The 16,040-nt window shown below is 65.4% G+C and carries 16 protein-coding genes; 9 read left to right on the top strand and 7 right to left on the bottom strand.

The window, feature by feature from the left end; all coding sequences use genetic code 11:
• Positions 1–29 precede the first annotated feature (29 nt).
• Together XH87_RS22715 and XH87_RS22710 are read right to left on the bottom strand one after the other, a co-directional pair.
• The gene (locus tag XH87_RS22715; protein ID WP_271588963.1) at positions 30–2,297 is read right to left on the bottom strand and encodes a cation:proton antiporter domain-containing protein; all 2,268 of its coding nucleotides are present in this window, start codon (positions 2,295–2,297) and stop codon (positions 30–32) included.
• Between the two features lie 525 nt (positions 2,298–2,822).
• Positions 2,823–3,995: an MFS transporter gene (locus tag XH87_RS22710; RefSeq protein ID WP_035716283.1), complete on the bottom strand. Its 1,173-nt coding sequence runs from the start codon at positions 3,993–3,995 to the stop codon at positions 2,823–2,825.
• Between the two features lie 50 nt (positions 3,996–4,045).
• On the opposite strand from XH87_RS22710, the gene XH87_RS22705 reads away from it, so the two are divergent.
• Positions 4,046–4,867: an AraC family transcriptional regulator gene (locus XH87_RS22705; protein ID WP_271588962.1), complete on the top strand. Its 822-nt coding sequence runs from the start codon at positions 4,046–4,048 to the stop codon at positions 4,865–4,867.
• 161 nt (positions 4,868–5,028) lie between these two features.
• A complete protein-coding gene (locus XH87_RS22700) occupies positions 5,029–6,381 on the top strand; it encodes a malonyl-CoA decarboxylase (RefSeq protein WP_271588961.1) in 1,353 nt (450 codons plus the stop codon).
• 172 nt (positions 6,382–6,553) lie between these two features.
• Here the strand turns inward: XH87_RS22700 and tarD are convergent, their stop codons facing one another.
• The 5 genes from tarD to XH87_RS22675 all read right to left on the bottom strand — a co-directional run bounded on the left by tarD (position 6,554) and on the right by XH87_RS22675 (position 10,449).
• Positions 6,554–7,723: a D(-)-tartrate dehydratase gene (gene tarD / locus XH87_RS22695; protein WP_271588960.1), complete on the bottom strand. Its 1,170-nt coding sequence runs from the start codon at positions 7,721–7,723 to the stop codon at positions 6,554–6,556.
• A 155-nt stretch (positions 7,724–7,878) separates the two neighbouring features.
• Positions 7,879–8,121, bottom strand: a complete 243-nt coding sequence (locus XH87_RS22690) for a DUF3297 family protein (protein WP_271588959.1) — start codon at positions 8,119–8,121, stop codon at positions 7,879–7,881.
• Between the two features lie 11 nt (positions 8,122–8,132).
• The gene (locus XH87_RS22685; protein ID WP_271588958.1) at positions 8,133–8,609 is read right to left on the bottom strand and encodes a glutathione peroxidase; all 477 of its coding nucleotides are present in this window, start codon (positions 8,607–8,609) and stop codon (positions 8,133–8,135) included.
• On the bottom strand, positions 8,606–10,012 hold the full coding sequence (locus XH87_RS22680; protein ID WP_271588957.1) for an amidase family protein: 1,407 nt from the start codon (positions 10,010–10,012) through the stop codon (positions 8,606–8,608). The genes XH87_RS22685 and XH87_RS22680 overlap by 4 nt, the downstream gene beginning before the upstream one ends.
• A 179-nt stretch (positions 10,013–10,191) precedes the next feature.
• Positions 10,192–10,449, bottom strand: coding sequence for a DUF6894 family protein (locus XH87_RS22675; protein WP_035714263.1), 258 nt, complete (start codon positions 10,447–10,449; stop codon positions 10,192–10,194).
• Between the two features lie 262 nt (positions 10,450–10,711).
• Between XH87_RS22675 and pqqA the strand changes: the two genes are divergently transcribed.
• The 7 genes from pqqA (at position 10,712) to XH87_RS22640 (ending at position 15,812) form a co-directional block, all read left to right on the top strand.
• Positions 10,712–10,792: a pyrroloquinoline quinone precursor peptide PqqA gene (gene pqqA / locus XH87_RS22670; RefSeq protein WP_007595659.1), complete on the top strand. Its 81-nt coding sequence runs from the start codon at positions 10,712–10,714 to the stop codon at positions 10,790–10,792.
• Between the two features lie 133 nt (positions 10,793–10,925).
• Positions 10,926–11,855 (top strand): pyrroloquinoline quinone biosynthesis protein PqqB, encoded by a 930-nt coding sequence (gene pqqB / locus XH87_RS22665; protein WP_271588956.1) that lies wholly within the window; start codon positions 10,926–10,928, stop codon positions 11,853–11,855.
• 20 nt (positions 11,856–11,875) lie between these two features.
• Positions 11,876–12,631 carry a pyrroloquinoline-quinone synthase PqqC gene (gene pqqC / locus XH87_RS22660; RefSeq protein ID WP_442868299.1) on the top strand — a complete coding sequence of 252 codons (756 nt, stop codon included), beginning with the start codon at positions 11,876–11,878 and terminating at the stop codon, positions 12,629–12,631.
• Positions 12,632–12,643: 12 nt separating this feature from the next.
• A complete protein-coding gene (gene pqqD, locus XH87_RS22655) occupies positions 12,644–12,955 on the top strand; it encodes a pyrroloquinoline quinone biosynthesis peptide chaperone PqqD (protein ID WP_135162725.1) in 312 nt (103 codons plus the stop codon).
• Positions 12,952–14,133: a pyrroloquinoline quinone biosynthesis protein PqqE gene (gene pqqE, locus XH87_RS22650; RefSeq protein ID WP_271588954.1), complete on the top strand. Its 1,182-nt coding sequence runs from the start codon at positions 12,952–12,954 to the stop codon at positions 14,131–14,133. Before pqqD ends, pqqE begins: the two co-directional genes overlap by 4 nt.
• Complete coding sequence (pip, locus tag XH87_RS22645) at positions 14,123–15,109, top strand: prolyl aminopeptidase (RefSeq protein WP_271588953.1); 987 nt, start codon at positions 14,123–14,125, stop codon at positions 15,107–15,109. Before pqqE ends, pip begins: the two co-directional genes overlap by 11 nt.
• A 25-nt stretch (positions 15,110–15,134) precedes the next feature.
• Positions 15,135–15,812 carry a DUF4286 family protein gene (locus tag XH87_RS22640; protein ID WP_271588952.1) on the top strand — a complete coding sequence of 226 codons (678 nt, stop codon included), beginning with the start codon at positions 15,135–15,137 and terminating at the stop codon, positions 15,810–15,812.
• Positions 15,813–16,040 lie beyond the last annotated feature (228 nt).

Raw genomic sequence — 16,040 nt, 5'->3', positions numbered from 1 at the left:
TTCGTTACGCTCGCAATGACGGCGAGGGCTCAAGCCTTCTCCGCCGGAGCCTGCCGCACCTCGCCGCTCGACACCAGGAGCACCGAGACCTTCGACTGCCTGAGCACAGCGTCGGCGACGCCGCCGAAGGAGAGATGATCGGCCTGGATGCGGTCGACCCCCATCACGACGAGATCGACGTCGGTGGTGTCGATCTCGCGCAGGATCGCCGCGTCCGGCGCCCGGTTCACCCGCAGCGTGGTGGTGATGTCGACGTCGTAGCGGGCGGCGAGATCGCTGGCGTCCTTGAGGATGGCCGTCTCCTGGCTCAGTCCGCGGGAGGCGCCGCGCTGTGCCCCCTTGTCGCGCGTCGTCGCGACATAGATCACCCGGAGCGAGCCCGATCCCGCCTGCGCCAACGCGACCGCAATCTCGGCGCCGCGCTTGGAGACGCCGCTGCCCGAAACCGGAACGAGGATGTTGAGGGTGTCGGGCATCGGCTGCTTCAGATGCCTGCCCTTGGCCGCGACGATCGCGAGCGGTCCTTCGAACTGCGCGGCGATGTCGTCGATCCTCCGGTCGAAGCGGTCCTTGGTCGCGGTCACCCTGTCGATGCCGACGACCAGGAGGTCGAATCCCTTGCGCGCTTCGTCAGCGATCGTCGCGCCGAGCTCCGTCTGCCTCGTACGGGTGACGACATCGAATTTGCCGGTGTCTCCAGCGCTGTTGATCGACACCGTCTCGGCGGCCTTCTTCACCACGGCTTCGTGGCTATCTTTCTCGTCGCGCCCTTTCTCCTGCTCCTTGGTGCGCTGGCCGATATGCAGCACTGTGATCGGCAGGCCGCGCATGCCGGCGATCAGGCCCGCGATGCGGGCGGCGAAGGTGGCGTTGACGCTCTCGTCCACGGCGAGCAGAGGGCGCTCGAGATTGGCAACGAAGCCGCGTTTCTCGAATTCCTCCCGCTCCAGGCGTTCCTTCTCCTCCTTGTTCATCGGCAACCGGGCCAGCGCCGCACGCAGCATCGGCGGCATCGCCATCGTGGTCACGATCGCCATGGTCACGATCATCGTGAACAGGTTCTGGCTGAGCACGCCGATGGAGAGGCCGATGGTCGCGATGATCACCTCGGTCGAGCCACGGGCATTCATCCCGCTCGCGAGCGCCAGCGACTCCCGGGTGCTGAGGCCGCCAACGGTGCCACCGACGAAGGCTCCGCCGAACTTGCCGACGCTGGCGATCACGACCAGGAGGCCTGTGAGCATCAGCAGATCGGGATCACGCAGCACCGAGAGATCGGCGCTGAGGCCGGCGAGGCCGAAGAACACCGGCATGAAGAAGCTCGAGATCAGTCCGCGCAGGCGCTCGTCGATCTGCCGCGTCAGGATCGGAGACTCGCCGACCAGGACGCCGGCGACGAAGGCGCCCAGCACGGTGTGGACGCCGACCAGATGCGTGATCATCGCCATGACGCTCATCAACAGCAGGATAACCGTGATGACAGCCGCCGCACTGACGAGATTGTCGTTGGCCCAGCGGATCAGCTGAAACACGAGGCGGCGCCCGATGGTGAAGCTGACGGCGAGGAAGGCGAGCGTTCCCAGCACGGCTTGCGCCACCGAGGCAATATCGAGCGTGCCGTGCGAGGCCAGGCTGAAGATGACGGCGATGATGATCCAGCCGATGGTGTCGTCGATGACGGCGGTCGCGACGATGACCTGCCCGACGTTGCGGCGCATGAAGTTCATCTCGCGCACCACCACGGCGACGATCTTCACCGAGGAGATCGACAGCGCCGTGCCCATGAACAGCGAGGCCACGAGGCGCTGTTGCGGATTAGGGAGCAGCGCGTCGGGCAGGAACTCACCCAGCGCAAAGCCGCAGGCGAAGGGCACGACGATGCCGGCGATCGAGATCGCGATCGCGGCCTTGCCGACCTTCCGAACCAGCTTGAGGTCGGTTTCCATGCCGGTGAGCAACAGCAGCAGCAGGATGCCGACTTGCGCGATGCCGTCGATCATCGCCCTCTGCTCGGGCGCGTTCGGGAAGATCGCGTGCTGCGCCTCGGGCCAGATCCAGCCGAACAGCGACGGCCCCAGGATGATGCCGGCGAGCAGTTCGCCGATCACCGAGGGCTGGCCGATCCGCTGCATGATCTCGCCGAGCCCGCGGCCGACCGCGATCAGCAAGGCGATCTGTACGATCAGGAGGAATTCCGACGGTCCGGCCGATTTGCCGGCTTCGGCACCGGCCGCAAGGGTGGTGAGGACAAGCGCCGCGGAAACGAGGACGACCGGTCGGAGCAGGCGCCATGGCATGCAGGTGTCTTTCCCCCTTCATCTGCGCCGGTGTCGGGGCGCCACAGGGACAGAACCCGCGGAAGGCGGCTCGGGTTCCGCCGTGCGCGGCGCGGTCAAAAACGAAAAATGCGAAAACAACCCCATGCACAGTAGGGATGAGGTTGAAAAACCTTGCTAAAATTTCGGCCCTCCCGAAGCGACTTGCGCCGTCGGGCAAAACACTGGCAGAATGGCATGACGGGTGGCATGCGTGACCTGGCGACGTTCACCGTCATTGCTGCGAGCAAGCCAGAGCCCCTTCCCGGCTGCTTCATCGCAACGCCTCGTCGCAAATAGCGAGTGGAAAGAATCCCGGCCTCAAGCCACGCTCGTGCCCCGGGCGCAGCGCAGCGCCATCCCGGCGATGCGAAGCATCGTCCGGTTGGCGGTGCGCTGCAGAGCCGGGGCCCATGCAACATGGGAAATTCGCGGCCTCTGGGTTCCGGCTCTGCGCAGCAACGCTCACGCGTTGCAGCTTGTCCGGGACACGAGAGCAGTGCTCCCTCACGCCGCCACGGGCGTCCGGATCTCGCGCGGCAGGATCAGCGCGGCCGCGATCGCGAGCAGGCAGAGCGCGGCGAAGGCGTGCAGCATGGTGACGAAGCCGCCCTGCTCGTAGAGCCAGGCGACCAGGCCGACGGACGCGCCCGCCGCGGTGAAGCCGACGAAATAGCGCACGGCATAGGCGCGCGAGCGCCACTCCTCGGTGGTGTACTTGCCGACCATGGCGTCGTTCACCGTGACCTGCCCGAATGCGCCCATGACGATGCCGATCGAGACCACGATCAGCGGCAAATTGGACAGGCTCGCGGCCAGATACAGGAACGGCGCCAGCATGAAGGACAGCGGCAGAGCCACCGTCTTCAGCGAGTAACGGTCGAGCAGCCGGCCGATCGTGTACTGGGTCATCGCGCCGAACACGTAGACACAGGCGGCGATGACCCCGAGCAACGCCGGGCTCCTGGTGAGATCGGCCAGCCGCTCCGCAAACAGCTTCGGCAGCGCCACGGTGACGGCGTTGAAGGTCGTCGAGATCGCGATCACCACGATCAGCAGCGCCAGGATCACGCGCCACATGTCCTGCCTTGCCACCCGCGCCTGCGCCGCGGCCTGCTTCGAGCCCTTGCGGTCCTCGTGCACGACGCTCATCGCAAAGCCGATACCGATCAGGACCGTGACCACGCCGGGAACGATGAATGCAAAGCGCCAGCCGAGATACTGGCCGATCACGCCGGTGACCAGCGCGGAGGAGGCAACGCCGAGATTGCCCCAGACGCCGTTGATGCCCATCTCGCGGCCGAGCCTGTCGGCATAGGACACGATCATGGCGGTGCCGACGGGGTGATAGATCGAGGCGAAGATGCCGATCGCGAGCAGCGCCGCGCCGAGCTCGACCTGTGTCTGCACGAAGCCGACCGCGATCATCGAGGCGCCGATGCCGACGAAGAAGATCAGCATCATATGGCGGCGGCTCCAGCGGTCCCCGAGCCAGCCGGTGAGCAGCGAGCCGGCGCCGAAGGCGACGAAGCCCGGCGTCGCGTAAGGCAGGAGTTCCGAATAGGCCATGCCGAGCGCCGGGCCCATGATGATCACGGCGGCGGCGAAGATCAGCATCGAATAGTGGTCGATGAAATGGCCCGCGTTGACGAAACTGATGACCCGACCGGGGCTGTTCATACGAATCCTCTCCTGCTCCGAAATGAGTTATATGTCGTGCCCATGACGGGATGCCGCCAATGACTGTCTTGGAAACGCCAATCTTGGAAACGCCAATCCTGCGGGAGGTCCGGAGCAATCACCGCTCGCCCGCGGGCGTGCACCTGGTCGCCCGCGATTATCCGAAGGGGATGCGGATCGAGCCGCACCTGCACCGCGAGGCGCAGCTGATCTATGCCGCGAAGGGCACGATGCAGGTGACGACGCCCGGGGGACGCTGGCTGGTGCCGCCGGACCGTGCGGTCTGGGTGCCGGCCCGGCTCGAGCATGCCATCGACCTGCTCGCCGACATCGAGATGCGCACGCTGTATTTCGAGCTGCCCTGGCTCAAGCGCGAGCGGCGTTACAGCGGTCTGACCAGCGAGTTCGTGGTGCGGGTCTCGCCGCTGCTGCACCAGGCGATCCTGGCGCTGTTCGACACTGGCAATACCGAGGAACGTACCGCGCTCCTGGTACGCCTCGTGATGCTGGAATTGCACCAGGCCGAGGATTCCGCGACCTTCGTGCCATTGCCGCGCGAGCCGCGCTGCCGCCGCGCCGCCATGATCGTGCTCGACGATCCCACCGGCCTGCACGAGATCGAGGCGCTGGCGCGCGAGGTCGGAACTTCCGCGCGCACGCTGTCGCGGTTGTTCTCGAGCGAGACGCAGCTGAGCTTCAAGAGCTGGTGCCAGCGTGCCCGCATCGCCTCCGCGATCCAGCGCCTGTCGACGGATGCGAGCGTGTCGGTGAAGCAGCTCGCCACCCAGCTCGGCTACGCCAGCGTGCCGGCATTCTCGGCCGCGTTCCGCCAGGTGACGGGACGGACGCCGACGGAGTTTGCGGGGAAGTAGGCTGCCGGCATTGACAAGAGGTCGTCATGCCCGGGCATGACGGCATTCTCCAAACGCACGGCCCAACTAAAGATGCCATATCCCCCTGCTTGATTGTGATCGGCTTCCACCCAAATCCCGTGTAAGCTCCCGCTTCGCACAAACCTGACACGAAAGCCCAGATGGCCAACGCCTTCTTCTCCGACCTGCTCGCCACCATCTCCGAGCGCGGCCGCACGCTGCTTCGCCGTGGAGACTCCGCCGACACCAGGCGGGGTGCCGATGGGCTGATCGAGCTCTGCGATGCGCTGCTGTCGGGCCGGGGCGAAGCCTCCGGCACGGCGATGGCGCGTGAGGTGCTCGACATCTACCGGGGGCTGGATGCGGCAGGACGCCGCGCCTTCTTCGAGGGACTGGTGCGCGATTTCGGCCCCGATCGGGAGCGCCTGTCCAGGGCGATCGAGGAATGGCGCGCCCAGCCGAGCGACGAGGACGCGAGCTCCCTGCACTTCGCCTCCGAGCCGCGGCGGCAGGAGCTGATCCGCCGCCTCAACCGTGCGCCGGGCGGCACCGGCGATCTCGTCAGCATGCGCGCGGACTTGCTCGGCATGATGAACGGGCACACCGATCTCGCCGCGCTCGACCGCGACGTCTCGCACCTTCTCTCTTCGTGGTTCAACAGGGGGTTTCTCGTGCTGCGCAGGATCGACTGGTCGACCCCGGCCAACATCCTCGAAAAGATCATCCGTTACGAAGCCGTGCATGAGATCAGCGACTGGGACGATCTGCGCCGCCGCATCGATCCGGTCGACCGCCGCTGCTACGCCTTCTTCCATCCCGCCATGGTCGACGAGCCGCTGATCTTCGTCGAGGTGGCGCTGACCGAAACCATCCCCGGCGCGATTGCGCCGCTTCTCGCGGTCGACCGCCGGCACCTTCCCATCGAGAAGGCGCGTACCGCCGTGTTCTATTCGATCTCCAATACCCAGCGCGGCCTGGGCGGCATCTCCTTCGGCAGCTTCCTGATCAAGCAGGTGGTGGAAGAGCTGCGCCGCGAGTTGCCGAAGCTCGACACCTTCGTGACGCTGTCGCCGGTGCCGGGCTTCATGCCATGGGTGAAGCAGGACAAGGATTTGCCGCTGTCGGACGAGGACCGGGAGGTGCTGAAGCGCCTCGACGATCCCAAATGGTTCGAGAGCCCCGAGACGGCCGCGCTGCTGCGCGGTGTGCTGGAGCCGCTCGCAGCGCATTACTTCCTCAAGGCACGCACGCCGAAGGGCCGGCTGATCGATTCCGTCGCCCGCTTCCATCTCGGCAACGGCGCAAGGCTCGAGCGCATCAACTGGCTCGGAGACCTCTCGCCGAAAGGCATGCGCGAGTCGTCGGGCATCATGGTCAACTACCTCTACCGCCTCGATGACATCGAGAAGAACCACGAGGTCTACGCCAATGACGGCGAGGTGGTGGCGTCGAGCGCGGTGAAGAAACTGCTGAAGAGCGAAGGACGGCGGCTGCTGGATATGCGGTTGTCGTAGGGGGGCAAGATTTGGCTCCAAAGACGGTGTCATCGCCCGACTTGATCGGGCGATCCAGTATTCCAGAGGCTGGCGTTGAAGAGCTCGCTCTCGCTACATCGGCCGCGGCGTACTGGATGCCCCGGTCAAGCCGGGGCATGACAGCGGAGTGTGTGGCGTACCCTTCGCGCCCCTACTCCGCCAGCGCCTTCATCTCCTTGTAGAGATCCGACTTGCCTTCGAAGCCGATGCCTGGCAGCTCCGGCATGGTGATGTGGCCGTTCTCGACGCTGATACCGTCTGGGAAGCCACCATAGGGCTGGAACAGGTCGGGGTAGCTCTCGTTGCCGCCGAGACCGAGACCGGCCGCGATGTTGAGCGACATCTGGTGGCCGCCATGGGGGATGCAGCGGCTCGGCGACCAGCCGTGGGTCTTCAGCACCTCCAGCGTGCGCTGGTACTCGCACAGGCCGTAGGACAGTGCGCAGTCGAATTGCAGCCAGTCGCGGTCGGGGCGCATGCCGCCGTAGCGGATCAAATTGCGGGCGTCCTGATGGCTGAAGAGGTTCTCGCCTGTCGCCATGGGACCGGGATAGAATTCGGCGAGCGCGGCCTGCAGCGCGTAGTCGAGGGGATCGCCGGCCTCCTCGTACCAGAACAAGGGATAGTCGCGCAGCATCTTTGCGTAGGCGATGCCGGTTTCCAGGTTGAAGCGGCCGTTGGCATCGACCGCGAGCTGCGCGTCCTTGCCGATCTCCTTCAGCACAGCCTCGATACGTTTACGATCCTCCTCGATTCCCGCGCCGCCGATCTTCATCTTCACGACGTTGTAGCCGCGGTCGAGATAGCCGCGCATCTCGCCACGCAGCATCGAGAGGTCCTTGCCGGGATGGTAGTAGCCGCCGGCGGCGTAGACGAAGACGCGCGGATTGGCGGTCACGCCGTGACGTTCGGCGAGCAGGCGAAACAGCGGCTTGCCCGCGATCTTCGCCATCGCATCCCACACCGCCATGTCGATGGTGCCGACCGCGACCGAGCGCTCGCCATGGCCGCCCGGCTTCTCGTTGGTCATCATCGCCCCCCAGACCTTGTCGGGGTCGAGATTGTCGCCGGGGCTATCCAGCAGCGACTTCGGATCGGCTTCGAGGATGCGCGCGGCGAACCGCTCGCGGATCAGGCCGCCCTGCCCGTAGCGACCGTTCGAGTTGAAACCGTAACCGACGACGCGTTTTCCCTCGCGCACCACATCGGTGACGACGGCGACCAGGCTCGTCGTCATCCTGGTGAAGTCGATATAGGCGTTGCGGATCGGCGATGAGATCGGCTTTGTGACCTCGCGGACGTCGACGATGCGGACGGACATTTGTTCTCTCTTCCTGGCTAGCTCGCTCCACTCGTCATGGCCGGGCTTTGACCCGGCCATCCACGTCTTTGCCACGGAGCAAGCTCGAAGACGTGGATGCCCGGGTCAAGCCCGGGCATGACGACGGAGGGTGTGGTACGTCCGACGCGCGATAGCTACCTCTTGTCCCTGAAGTACGGCTCCACCGGCCCGTGCACCTTGATGGTCAGCGGATTGCCGTGGCGGTCCTTAGCGTTGCCGGCGGTGACGCGGACCCAGCCTTCGCTGATGCAGTACTCCTCGACATTGGTCTTCTCGATGCCCTTGAAGCGGATGCCGACGTCGCGCGCCAGGATGTCCGCGTTGTAGTAGGGGCTGTTCGGATCGACCGACAGGCGGTCCGGAAATTCTTCGCTCATGATCGTCTCGCTCACAACAGGGTCTCGATTTGCTGCCGCAATCCTTCGGGCCGCGCGGTCGGCGCGTAGCGCGCGACCACCTTGCCGGCACGGTCCACCAGGAATTTGGTGAAATTCCATTTGATGGAGGCGCCCAAGAGGCCGGATTGCTGACGTTTCAGGTACTCGTACAGAGGATGCGCGTTGGCGCCGTTGACGTCGATCTTCTCGAACAGCGGAAAGGTGACGTCGTAGTTGGTGGAGCAGAACGCCTGGATCTCGCTCGCCTGCCCCGGCTCCTGCGCGCCGAACTGGTTGCAGGGAAAGCCGAGCACCGAGAAGCCGCGCGGCGAGAGATCGCGGTAGAGATCCTCGAGGCCGCGATATTGCGGCGTGAAGCCGCACTTGCTCGCGGTGTTGACGATCAGGAGCACCTGTCCCTCGAAACGCCGCATCGGCACCTCCTCGCCGGCAAGCGAGTTGGCCTTGAAGTCGTAGATGACGGTCATCGCTCGCTCACGGGGTCGATCGGCGACGGCGGCACGCCGCCCGCCTCGATCGCCTCGCCTGCGAGCAGGCACAGATCCTCGCGATAGCGGCCCGAGACGATGTGCACGCCGACCGGTGCCTTGCCGACGAGGCCGGTGGAGACCACGAGGCCCGGCAAGCCCATGAAGGGAATGGCGATCTGCGGCAGCTGCGCTTCCCAGACGCGCTTGAAGGATTCGTCGTCCTTGCGGTCGAGATGATCCGGGAACGGCAGCTCGCCGGAGACCGGCGTCAGCAGCACCGCATATTTTTCGAAGAACAGCATCCAATCGCGGGTCAGCGTGGCTCTTCGGGTCAGCGCCTTCGCATAATTCGCCTGGTCCATCGGCGTGACCCTGGCGCGGTTGCCGCGCAGGCACGCCAGCGCGCCGGGGTCGCCCTCGCGTTCGGCCATCTCGAGCTGCGCCTCATAGCCGTCGCCGAGCCAGAGCTTGATCTGCCACTCCACCGCCTCGCGCATCGGCGGCGTGTCCTCGATGATGTCGACGGTCCAGCCGGCGCGCTCCAGCCGCTTGCCGGCATCGCTCACCGCCGCCTTCACCTCCGGCGTGGTGGCAAGGCCGCCCGGATTGAGGCAGAGCGCGGCGCGCTTGTCCCGCGCGGGGCCTTCGAGCGGCACCGGCACGAACCAGGGATCGCGGATGTCGCGGGCCGACATCGCTTCGAGCGAGATCCTGATGTCGTTGACGGTGCGCGCCAGCGGGCCGGAGACCGCCATGATCTGCGGCCCGATCGGGCGCTCCGGCAGCGCCGGGTTGAAGGCGGGGATACGGCCGAGCGTCGGGCGCAAGCCGTGCACGCCGCAGGCATAGGCGGGATAGCGGATCGAGCCGGCGATGTCGGTGCCATGGGCGATATGGCCGATGCCGGCGGCGACCGCCGAGCCGGCGCCGCCGGACGAGCCGCCCGGCGTCAGCGTGGCATCACGCGGGTTCTTGGTGTCGCCATGAACGAGATTGGTGGTGAACCAGCGGTAGGAGAAGGCCGGGCAGTTGGTGCGGCCGAGCAGGACGGCGCCGGCTTTGCGGAAATTGGCGACCACCGGATTGTCCTCGCGCGCGATCAGGTCGCGCTGGAGTTTCAGGCCGTTGGTGGTGGCAAAGCCTTCCTGGTCGACATTGGCCTTGATGGTGACCGGCACGCCGGCGAGCACACCGGGGTCCTCTCCCCGCGCGATCGCGGCATCGACGGCATCAGCCTGCTTGAGCACGTCCTCGGGCCGATGGTCGATCACCGCGTTGAGCGCGGGATTGACGGCGTCCAGGCGGGCGAGGCCGGCCTGCGCGGCTTCCCTGGCGGACACCTTTTTGGATTTGACGAGGGTGGCGAGGTCGGCAGCCGACAGGCGCCAGAGATCTTGCATGGCTTGCTCCGTGTGACCGGCGTCTTTTAGCGCCGGGAACGCGGCAAGGCCATGCGGATTTCGCGGGGGTGGAGGACCGTACGTCAACACTGCGCAGGTCTCTCCGCGCGCACGCTGCAACCTCCCCCGCTTGCAGGGAGGGAGCGCACCGCCGCCGCGGTTGCGTTTCAGCTCGACAACTAATGCCGCGTCGCGGACGGGTCCGGCAGGTCCAGCAGGGCCTCGGTGAAGGGAAACTCCAGCACGATCTCACCATCGGCGTCGGTCACCTCGATGACTGCCTCCAGCAGGGCCCGCTGGGTGCCTTCCGACTTCACGACTTCAAGAATCATCTGGCGCGCGACCTCCCAGGCGCGATCGGGGTTGCGCAGGTCCTCGCCGTCAGGATCCACGATCAATTCGTCGCCGATGCGGGTGTTGAAGAAATATCTGGGCATGCTTGATCCAATGGGGTCGCCTGTAGCCGAATAGAAGCCATTCCATACTCACAACTCGTTTATCCCGACAGGAATCACGACCTATTGGCTATTTTGCGTATGGCTTCGCTCATCTTTACGGCCGCAATGCGCTCTCTTTGCAATGCAGCAATTCTGCCGGTCTACTACCTAGGTCGGGAAAATTTCACTGGCGAACTTCTCCGCCAGCATTAGTCTATTGGGCGGGCGGATACGTCCCGATTTCGCAAAATGGAGAGCCGAAATGGCCTGGAAAGCCCCGAAGATCGTCGAAGTGCCCTGCGGCATGGAAATCAACATGTATGTGAGCGCCACCCGCAAGTAAGCGGCTGGCGAGATCGCGTTCTGCGCAGGTGGATCTTTCGGCCCGCCGTCGTTCGGTCACGATGCGTTTCCGGAAGACAGGATTTGTGTCGGCCTGAGATCCACCTCGCGAATTTGCCTCCAGGAGACGGATCATGCTTCGCGTCGTCGTCCTGGGCGCCGGGGCCGGCGGCGGAGTTCCACAGTGGAATTGCGGCTGCGAGGGCTGCCGGGCGGCTCGTCACGGCGGCCGTGAGCTTCAGCGGACCCAAGCCTCGGTCGCCTTCAGCGGCGACGGCGAGCACTGGTTCCTGATCAATGCCTCCCCGGACCTGCGCCAGCAATTGAATGCCACGCCACTGCTGCACCCCAAGGCGGGCGCGCTGCGTCACACGCCGATTGCGGGCGTGATCTTGACCAACAGCGAAGTCGATGCGGTGGCGGGCCTGCTGTCGATGCGCGAGGGCTCGCCCTTTACGGTGTATGCGCACGAGAAGGTGCTGGCGATCCTCGGCGCCAACAGCATCTTCAACGTGCTGAACGAGAAGAACGTGCGGCGCCAGCCGATCGCTCTCCGCGAGCCGTTCGAGCCCCGGCTGCCGGATGGTGCGCGCTCCGGCCTGGAGGTGCTGCCCTTCGCGGTGCCGGGCAAATCGGCATGGTATCTGGAAGGCAAGGTGCATCCGGGCGGTGAGAGCGGCGACGGCGACACGCTGGGCCTGAAGATCACCGACAAGGCCACGGGCAAGTTCTTCTACTTCATCGCGGCCTGCGCCGAGGTGACCGACGCGCTCAAGGTCGAGATCGACGGCGCCGCGCTGGTGTTCTTCGACGGCACCGTCTGGCGCGACGACGAGATGATCAAAGCCGGCCTCGGCCACAAGACCGGCAAGAGCATGGGACATGTCGCCATGTCCGGCGACGACGGCGCCATCGCGCGGCTGGCCGACCTCAATATCGACAGGAAGCTGTTTCTGCATATCAATAACTCGAATCCGGTGCTGCTGCCCGGCTCGCCCGAGCGCAAAGCCGCGGAGCAGGCGGGCTGGCAGATACCCGCGGATGGAACGGAGATCGTGCTGTGAATGCCGCATCACTGACTGGAATGACCGCGCTCTCGATCGGCAGGGATATCAGGCTCAACTCCGCCGAGGAGCTGGAGGCAACGCTGCGCCATATCGGGGCGACGCGCTATCACAGCCTGCATCCGTTCCATAAGCTGCTGCACGGCGGCAAGCTGAACAAGGGCCAGGTGCAGGCCTGGGCGCTCAACCGCTACTATTACCAGAGCACGATCCCGATCAAGGACGCGGTGGTGATCTCGCGCTTCCGCGACCGCGCCACCCGCCTGGAATGGCGCCATCGTATCGAGGACCATGACGGCGATGTCGGCAGCGAAGGCGGCATCGAACGCTGGCTGAAGCTGACCGAAGGCCTCGGGCTCGACACCGCTTACGTGGAATCCACCGAAGGCATCCTGCCCGCGACGCGCTTCGCGGTGGAAGCCTATGTGCATTATTGCCGCGAGAAGAGCCCGCTGGAGGCGATCGCCTCCTCGCTCACCGAGCTGTTCGCGCCAAGCATCCACGAAGAGCGCATCGCCGGCATGCTGCAGCATTACGATTTCGTCAATCCGGACATCATGAGCTACTTCAAGCGGCGCCTGACCCAGGCGCCGCGCGATGCCAATTTCGCGCTCGACTATGTCAAGATGCATGCGAGGACTCCGGAGGAGCGCGCCTCCGTCTGCAACGCGCTGATCTTCAAGACCAACGTGCTGTGGGTGCAGCTGGACGCGCTCCAGCACGCCTATGTCGATGGCCACATTCCGCCGGGCGCGTTCGTGCCCAAAGCGGGTTGAAGAGGAACAGCAATGGCCGGGCCGCGTCATATCAGCGTCAGCGAGGCAAGCCGCCCCGTGCTGCCGCGGCATGCCAAGCTGAAATACGACGAGACGCGAAAAGTCTGGGTGATCCTGGCGCCGGAGCGCGTGCTGGCCCCGGACGAGATCGCGGTCGAGGTCTTGCAGCTCTGCGATGGCAAGCGCAGCGTCGGCGACGTCTCCGATCAGCTGGCTGCGAAATACGCAGCTCCCCGCGAGGCGATCCTGGCCGACGTCATCGTGATGCTGCAGGATCTCGCCGACAAGGGCTTCCTCACCGAGATCAGGGAGAAGACGTCATGAGCGACGTGACCATCCCACCCAGCGACAGCCTTGCGGTGCTGGAGAAGCAGCGCTCGACGGCGGAGACCTTCGGCATTCCGCTCGCCGTGCTGCTCGAGATCACCCATCGCTGCCCGCTGCAATGCCCCTATTGCTCCAACCCGGTCGAGCTCGACCGCTCGGGCAAGGAGCTGACCACCGACGAATGGAAGAAGGTCCTGAGCGAGCTCGCCGAGATCGGCGTCCTCCAGGTGCATTTCTCCGGCGGCGAGCCGACGGCGCGCAAGGACCTCGTCGAGCTGGTCAAGCACGCGAGCGATGCCGGCCTCTATACCAATCTGATCACCTCGGCGGTGCTGCTGACGCGCGAGAAGCTCAGCGATCTCGCCGATGCCGGGCTCTGCCACGTGCAGATCAGCTTCCAGGGCATCGAGGAAGGCCCCGCCGATCGCGTCGCCGGCTACAGAGGCGGCCACCGCAAGAAGCTCGAAGTCGCGAAATGGACGCGCGAGATCGACCTGCCGCTCACCGTGAACGCGGTGATGCACCGGCAGAACCTGCACCAGCTCCCTGATATCATCCAGATGGCGCTCGACCTCGACGCCGACCGGCTGGAGGTCGCCAATGTGCAATATTACGGCTGGGCGCTGAAGAACCGCGCCGCGCTGATGCCGACCGTGGCGCAGCTGGACGAGTGCACCCGCCTCGTCGAGGAGGCGCGCGAGCGGCTGAAGGGCCGGCTGACGATCGACTATGTCGTGCCGGATTACTACGCACTGCGGCCGAAGAAGTGCATGGGCGGCTGGGGCCGGCAGTTCTTCAACATCTCGCCCGCCGGCAAGGTGCTGCCCTGCCACGCCGCCGAGAGCATCACCGGGCTCGACTTCGAATCCGTGCGCTCCAACCATTCGATCGCCTGGATCTGGCAGAACTCCGAGGCCTTCAACCGCTATCGCGGCACCGGCTGGATGAAGGAGCCGTGCAAGAGTTGCGAATTCCGCGAGATCGATTTCGGCGGCTGCCGCTGCCAGGCGTTCGCGCTGACGGGCGACGCCGCCAATACCGATCCGGCCTGCGCGCTGTCGCCGCTGCACGAGACCATCTTCAAGCAGGCGGAAGCCGAGGCCGAGGGCGAGACCAACCGCTTCCTCTATCGCAACTTCGCCGGCGGCACTCTGGAATCCGGGAATGACGCCTGACGCCGACGCGGCCAGCGCGGTCAAACGCGCCGACCCCTTTGCGCCGCTGACCTCCGAGATGCTCGATGTCGGCGACGGCCACGAGCTCCATGTCGAGAGCGTCGGCCGCGCGGATGGAATCCCTGCGGTCTATCTGCATGGCGGGCCCGGCAGCGGCTGCCAGCCTGATCATCGGCGCCTGTTCGACCCTGATCGCTTCTGCGCCATATTGTTCGACCAGCGCGGCTGCGGCCGCAGCAGGCCGAAGGGATCGCGCGAGCACAACACCACGGCGCATCTGATCGCGGACATGGAGAAGATCCGCGAAAAATTCGGCTTCGACCGCTGGATGGTGGTCGGCGGGTCCTGGGGCGCGACGCTGGCGCTGGCGTATGCGCAGGCGCATCCCGATCGCGTCTCGGGCATTGCGTTGCGCGCGACGTTTCTCGGCACGCGGGCCGAGGTCGAGACGGCCTTCACCTCGCGCCTGTCGCAATTCTATCCCGCGCTCTACGAAGACTTTCTGAGCGTGCTGACGCCCGAGGAGCGTGCGCAGCCGGTGGACGCGTATTGGCGCCGCATCCTCGGCGCCGATCCGGCGGTACACGGTCCGGCGGCGCGCGCGTGGCACGACACGGAGCGCATCCTGTCGGAGCACAAACCGGCGCGGACGCGGCTGGATCTGGCATCGCTGAACGTGTGGCGCACGCTACCGGCGACGCCGTTCATGGAGGCGCATTATTTCGTCAACGACAGCTTCATGAGCGAAGATCAGCTGTTGCGAAACGCCGGCCGGCTCAGAGGCATTCCCGGCATCATCGTGCAGGGCCGCTATGACCTGTTATGTCCGCCCGGAACTTCCCAGGCGCTCGCGAATGTCTGGCCGGGTTCCGAGCTTCGCGTCGTGGAAGAAGCCGGACATTCGCTCTATGATGGCGGTGTGAGGGACGCCGTCATGAAGTCGATTGCGGACCTCGGGTCGAAGGCCGCGCGCTAATGCGCGAGAGAAGGACAACAAGAAAATGCCGCTCGCCGGGAAAGGCATGCTGCTGACGTCGATGAACATCGACGCGGCCGATGAGGCTGATTTCAACCGCTGGTACGATCGCGAGCATCTGGAAGAACGCGTCGCGATCGACGGTTTCCTCGAAGCGCGGCGCTATGTCGCGCATGCCGCCAATCCCAGATATCTTAGCCTGTATTCGACCGCGACGCTCGACGTGCTCGATAGCCCCGCCTACAAGACGCGGCTCGCGAGCCCGACCGATTGGTCGCGGCAGACCATGGCACGCTTCAAGGACATGCTGCGCGTCGTCGCGCGCATCACCATCAGCAAGGGCACCGGGCGCGGGGCTGCGCTCGGCCTGGTGCGGCTGCGGCCGGCACCCGAAACCGCCGGAGCGTGGCGTGATGCACTGCAAGACAGGCTGACGCCGGACAAGCGTGACGGTATCATCGCGATGCATCTGCTCGAAAGCGAGCCCGAATTGTCGGGCCCAACGGCGGAAATACCGGCGGCGCGCAACGAGGGCGCGCGCGACTGGTTCGTGCTGATCGACGGCACGCATGTCGGCGCGGTCTCCGCCGTCATCGCAGAGCGCTTCACCGGCCCTGCCGCAATGCCCCTGCCGCTTCCCGTCTCCGTCGGCACCTACTGCCTGATGTGGGACCTCGCGAAGAGCGATATCGCGCGCGGCTAACGTTCATGCGCATCGCAGCATATTGCACCGCACGCACATTGCGCCGGGCCGTCAATGCTGTGCGCGCTTGGCTCCCATGAAAGCCGTGCCGCGCGCAAATTTGCCGTTGTACTTCGGAACGGTTCTAATAAGCTAACCCAATGACGTCATTCAGAAACCGGATCGAGACGCATTAAGCGTCCGCCAAGCTCGAGAAAAAGGCCGCGGGGTCTTTGAGCCTGCGCGGAC

Source organism: Bradyrhizobium sp. CCBAU 53415, assembly GCF_028128735.1.
Lineage (GTDB): Bacteria > Pseudomonadota > Alphaproteobacteria > Rhizobiales > Xanthobacteraceae > Bradyrhizobium.
The sequence above is the reverse complement of the archived record's forward strand: the minus strand, read 5'-3'. Positions and strand labels throughout refer to the sequence as shown.